This window comes from Pseudomonas sp. 05N434 (assembly GCF_056396965.1).
The window spans coordinates 1-4,311 of sequence record NZ_JBFTMK010000442.1 but is presented as its reverse complement, the minus strand read 5'-3'; the positions used below and the strand labels follow the sequence as shown (position 1 = coordinate 4,311).

Here is a 4,311-nt window from a genome sequence, read left to right as displayed (position 1 = left end):
GGGTTGTCCTTGTGCAGGTCGGAGCCGAAGTCGAAGTTGGTGAAACCGATGTAGGTCAACGAAGCGCCGTTGCTGAAACTGCTGATGGGCACGATGTATTTGAGCTGGGCGCGGTAGCCGTCCCACGAATACTCGTTGCTGGCGCCGTAGTTTTCCCACTGGTAGCGACCGTAGAAGTTGGCCGACAGATTGACCCGCGAATGGGTGTCGATGTCGGTGCCGAGGCCGCTGTACAGCGTGTTGGCGCGGTTGGCACTGTTGCTGCCGTGGTCGTAGATCCAGTCGAACGCCACGTACCATTCCTTGAACGGCCCGACGGCCAGACTGCGGCCGGCGAGGTAGTCGATGGAAATCCGTGGTTCGTGCTCCATGAACACTGGCGAGCCGTGGTCCCATACGCCTTTGTCATGGCTGTTGCCGATGTCGAAGATCTTCGGAATGTCGATGTAGCCGTACAACTCGAACGGCCCCTTGCGGCCGAAGTACTCGTATTCCAAGTAGATGTCGTCGGCCGGTTGCGGGCCGAAACTGATGTCCTTGCTGCCGATGACGGTCAGGTCCTGATTGAACCAGTCCGACAGGTACGCGCCTTTTTTTGGTGGGTTGGCTTCAGGGCTGAGGGCTTCGCCCTGGGCGGATTCTTCGGTGGTGGTCGGTTGGGCCAACGCGGAGCTGCTGAGTAGTCCTGTAACGCTGGCCAACAGCAAGGAAACAGCAAACGTGCGCGAGCAAGTCACGCGACTGGAGGTGCAATGCATTAAAAGTCCCTTTTCGTGCGTATCGAAGCCCCGATGGTGCGGGCTTGTGCGGTTTAAGTGGCGAACAGGCCGGTATCGGCGACTCGCAAACGTTTGCACAAGCTATACCAATTTTCGCAATGCGCTGAAAAGCCGGAGGAATTGGCGGTTTTACTGTCCTTTTGGTCAAGGATTTCGAGGGGCGGGGGAAAGGCGGGGAGCTGAATGCACCAAAGTGAGTTTCGCTGCACAAAGATCGTTCTTACGCGGCTTCTGCCAAATGGGGTTGCTGTAGAATCCTCGCCATTGACTTCACAAGGTGCATCCCATGAGCGAGCCGATACGTCTGACCCAATACAGCCACGGCGCAGGTTGCGGCTGCAAGATTTCGCCCCAGGTGCTGGAGGTGATTCTGGCCGGCAGCGGGGCGCAGAACCTGGACCCGAAACTCTGGGTTGGCAACGCCTCGCGCGATGACGCGGCGGTGTATGCCATCGATGAAGAGCGCGGCGTGGTGTCGACCACTGACTTCTTTATGCCGATCGTCGACGATCCGTTCGATTTCGGCCGTATCGCCGCCACCAACGCCATCAGCGACATTTACGCCATGGGCGGCGATCCGTTGATGGCGATTGCGATCCTCGGCTGGCCGGTCAATGTGCTGGCGCCGGAGATTGCCCGGGAAGTGATTCGCGGCGGGCGGTCGGTCTGCGATGAAGCGGGAATCCCCCTGGCCGGCGGCCATTCCATCGACGCACCTGAGCCGATCTTCGGCCTGGCCGTGACCGGACTGGTGGAAAAGCGCCACATGAAGCGCAACGACACCGCCACCGCCGGATGCCGGCTCTATCTCACCAAACCCTTGGGCATCGGCATCCTCACCACCGCCGAGAAAAAGGGCAAGTTGCGCAATGCCGACATCGGCCTGGCCCGCGACTGGATGTGCACCCTGAACAAACCCGGAAGCCGTTTTGGCAAGCTCGATGGCGTGACCGCAATGACTGACGTCACCGGTTTCGGCCTGCTCGGGCATCTGGTGGAAATGGCCGACGGYAGCAACGTGACCGCCCGCATCGGCTATGACCGTGTGCCGCGCCTGCCGGGCGTCGAGTATTACCTCGATCAGGGCTGCGTGCCCGGCGGCACACTGCGCAATTTCGACAGCTACGCCAGCAAGGTCGGTCGGCTCCAGGAGTTGCACAAACGCGTGCTCTGCGACCCGCAGACCAGCGGCGGTTTGCTGATTGCAGTCACGCCCGAATGCGACGCAGCGTTCCTGGCGGTGGCGGCCGAACTTGGGCTGGCCCTTCAGCCGATCGGCGAACTGGTTGAGCGACAGACCCACGCGGTTGAGGTGGTTTGATGTCCAGAGACTTCACCGATTACCGCGACATCTTCCTCAACGACCGGCCGATGATGGATGTGCGCGCGCCGATCGAATTCCTCAAGGGCTCATTCCCCGGTGTGGTCAACCTGCCGCTGATGAATGACCATGAGCGGCAACGGGTCGGCACTTGCTACAAGCAACACGGTCAGCAAGCGGCCATCACGCTGGGGCATCAATTGGTGACCGGCGCGATCAAGGCCGAGCGTATCCAGGCCTGGGCCGATTTTGCCCGGGCGCATCCGGATGGCTATTTGTATTGTTTTCGCGGTGGGCTGCGTTCGCAGATCACCCAGCAGTGGCTCAAGGACGAAGCGGGCATCGACTATCCGCGGGTCGGTGGCGGCTACAAGGCCATGCGCACCTTCTTGCTCGACACGCTCGACCAGGCCGTTGCCCAGTGCGATTTCGTTTTGCTGGGCGGCATGACCGGCACCGGCAAGACCGAGGTGCTCACGCAATTGAGCAACGCGCTGGACCTTGAAGGTCATGCCCATCATCGCGGCTCCAGCTTCGGCAAACGCGCCACCGGCCAACCCTCCAACATCGACTTTGAAAACCGCCTGGCCGTGGACGTGCTGAAAAAGTGTGCCAGCGGTATCGAGCAGTTTGTGCTCGAAGACGAGAGCCGCGCGATCGGCAGTTGTGCGCTGCCGTTGCCGCTGTATCAGGGCATGCAGCAGTTTCCGATGGTCTGGCTGGAAGACAGCCTGGAAGGGCGCGTCGAGCGGATCCTGCGCGATTACGTGGTGGATTTATGCGCCGAGTTCACCGAGGTGTATGGCGATGAAGGCTTCGCGCTGTTTTCCGAGCGGATGTTGGCGAGCCTGAACAATGTCCAGAAACGCCTGGGCGGCGAACGTCATCGGCGGATGCTGACCTTGATGGAGGATGCGCTGGCGGAACAGGCCAATAGCGGCGCGGTGGATTTGCACCGGGGCTGGATCGAAGGGTTGCTGCGTGAGTATTACGACCCGATGTATGTGTTTCAGCGGGAGAAGAAGGGGGCGCGGATCGAGTTTGTCGGGGATCGGGGGGCGGTTCTCGAATATTTGCGGGAGCGGGGCAAGCAGCGGGGGTGATGTTGTTTTTACTGGCCCCTTCGCGAGCCTGCTCGCGATGGGGCCTGGCAGGTGCCCGACCGCTTACGTCGGACAAGTCTCCGGGCCGTTATTGAGCCCTTGCTTATAGAGGTGGCTCTGCAGGCTGGCCTTGCCGTTGTGCCAGGTCAGCGTGAGCACGTACAGCGAGTCATAGTCGCTGGATGCCCAGTCATCGGTGATGCGCTGTTCTGAGCCGACGGCTTCCCCGGCGACCTTGTTGATCAGCTCGGGCAGGTAGCCATGAGACCAGGCGGTATAGATGATCGAGTTGTGATACTTGTCGCGAAGCAGTTCATCGGCCAGGTCGCTGGTGTCGTTGGCCGAAAATTCGATGTTCACCGGCAAGCCGAGCTTGATCGCGCTGGGGCTGATGGTCATCAGGGGGCGAATGTAACTGTAGGAATTATCCAGTTCGCCTTCCTCTACATTGCGCGTCGGGTTGGCGGCAAACACGTAGTTGGCCTTGCCGAATTTTTCCGGCAGCAAGGTGGCTAGGTCGATGGCGCGGTTCAGTCCCTGACAATTGAGCTGACCCAGGCCGCCGGCCGGTTTTTCCGCGTGACGCAAAAACACCAGCGTCTGTGTACCGTCCACCGGTTGGGCGCGGCTTACACTGGACTCCAGTGACAAAAACAACGCGCTGGCCGCCAACAGAGCGGGCAGGAAGATATAAGCGCGATGTTTGAAGCGGTTGGTGAGTTTCAAAGGATTCATCATCGAATAGGTAATCTTCAGCGCATTTGGTTAAGGCCGACAAACCTTGACACCTCAAGTGCCTAGCATAGGGTGTTTGCCATGTCGTTGACCCGGTCCATTTCTAACAGGGCAATGCTCAGAGTCCGCTGAAGCCCTTTTGGTTCGATTCGAGCTTCGATCCGGGCCAGGTGCCTGGCACTTTAGCGGCAACCTTGAACGGATTGGGGGGAAGGTTATCGACAGGATGTTTCGGATTGATGGGCACAGTACACATGTTAGCCCCGTCCCCCTTATGATCTTCACTCCGACTTTCCCGTGGAAGCTCCCGATGACCGATTTGTCTGCATTCCCCATCACTCGAAAATGGCCGGCCCAGTACCCGGAGTGGATC

4 protein-coding genes are annotated in these 4,311 nt (G+C 59.7%); 2 read left to right on the top strand and 2 right to left on the bottom strand.

The features are described 5' to 3' along the window. Nucleotides 1-758 (bottom strand): nucleoside-specific channel-forming protein Tsx (tsx, locus tag AC1DLB_RS22865; RefSeq protein ID WP_477785688.1); only part of this gene is annotated, 758 nt, incomplete at its 3' end. Nucleotides 759-1,065: 307 nt separating this feature from the next. Here tsx and selD point away from each other — a divergent pair. Both selD and mnmH read left to right on the top strand, forming a co-directional pair. Beyond that, nucleotides 1,066-2,100 carry a selenide, water dikinase SelD gene (selD, locus tag AC1DLB_RS22860; protein ID WP_477743743.1) on the top strand — a complete coding sequence of 345 codons (1,035 nt, stop codon included), beginning with the start codon at nt 1,066-1,068 and terminating at the stop codon, nt 2,098-2,100. Further along, nucleotides 2,100-3,203 carry a tRNA 2-selenouridine(34) synthase MnmH gene (gene mnmH / locus AC1DLB_RS22855; protein ID WP_477743742.1) on the top strand — a complete coding sequence of 368 codons (1,104 nt, stop codon included), beginning with the start codon at nt 2,100-2,102 and terminating at the stop codon, nt 3,201-3,203. Before selD ends, mnmH begins: the two co-directional genes overlap by 1 nt. Before the next feature lie 63 nt (nt 3,204-3,266). Here mnmH and AC1DLB_RS22850 read toward each other — a convergent pair whose 3' ends face one another. After that, nucleotides 3,267-3,941 (bottom strand): histidine phosphatase family protein, encoded by a 675-nt coding sequence (locus AC1DLB_RS22850; protein ID WP_086945078.1) that lies wholly within the window; start codon nt 3,939-3,941, stop codon nt 3,267-3,269. Nucleotides 3,942-4,311: the final 370 nt, after the last annotated feature.

Bases quoted from the DNA above. Each gene is read 5' to 3' on its own strand.
- AC1DLB_RS22850 (WP_086945078.1), bottom strand. From the start codon at position 3,941: ATGATGAATCCTTTGAAACTCACCAACCGCTTCAAACATCGCGCTTAT.
- mnmH (WP_477743742.1), top strand. From the start codon at position 2,100: ATGTCCAGAGACTTCACCGATTACCGCGACATCTTCCTCAACGACCGG.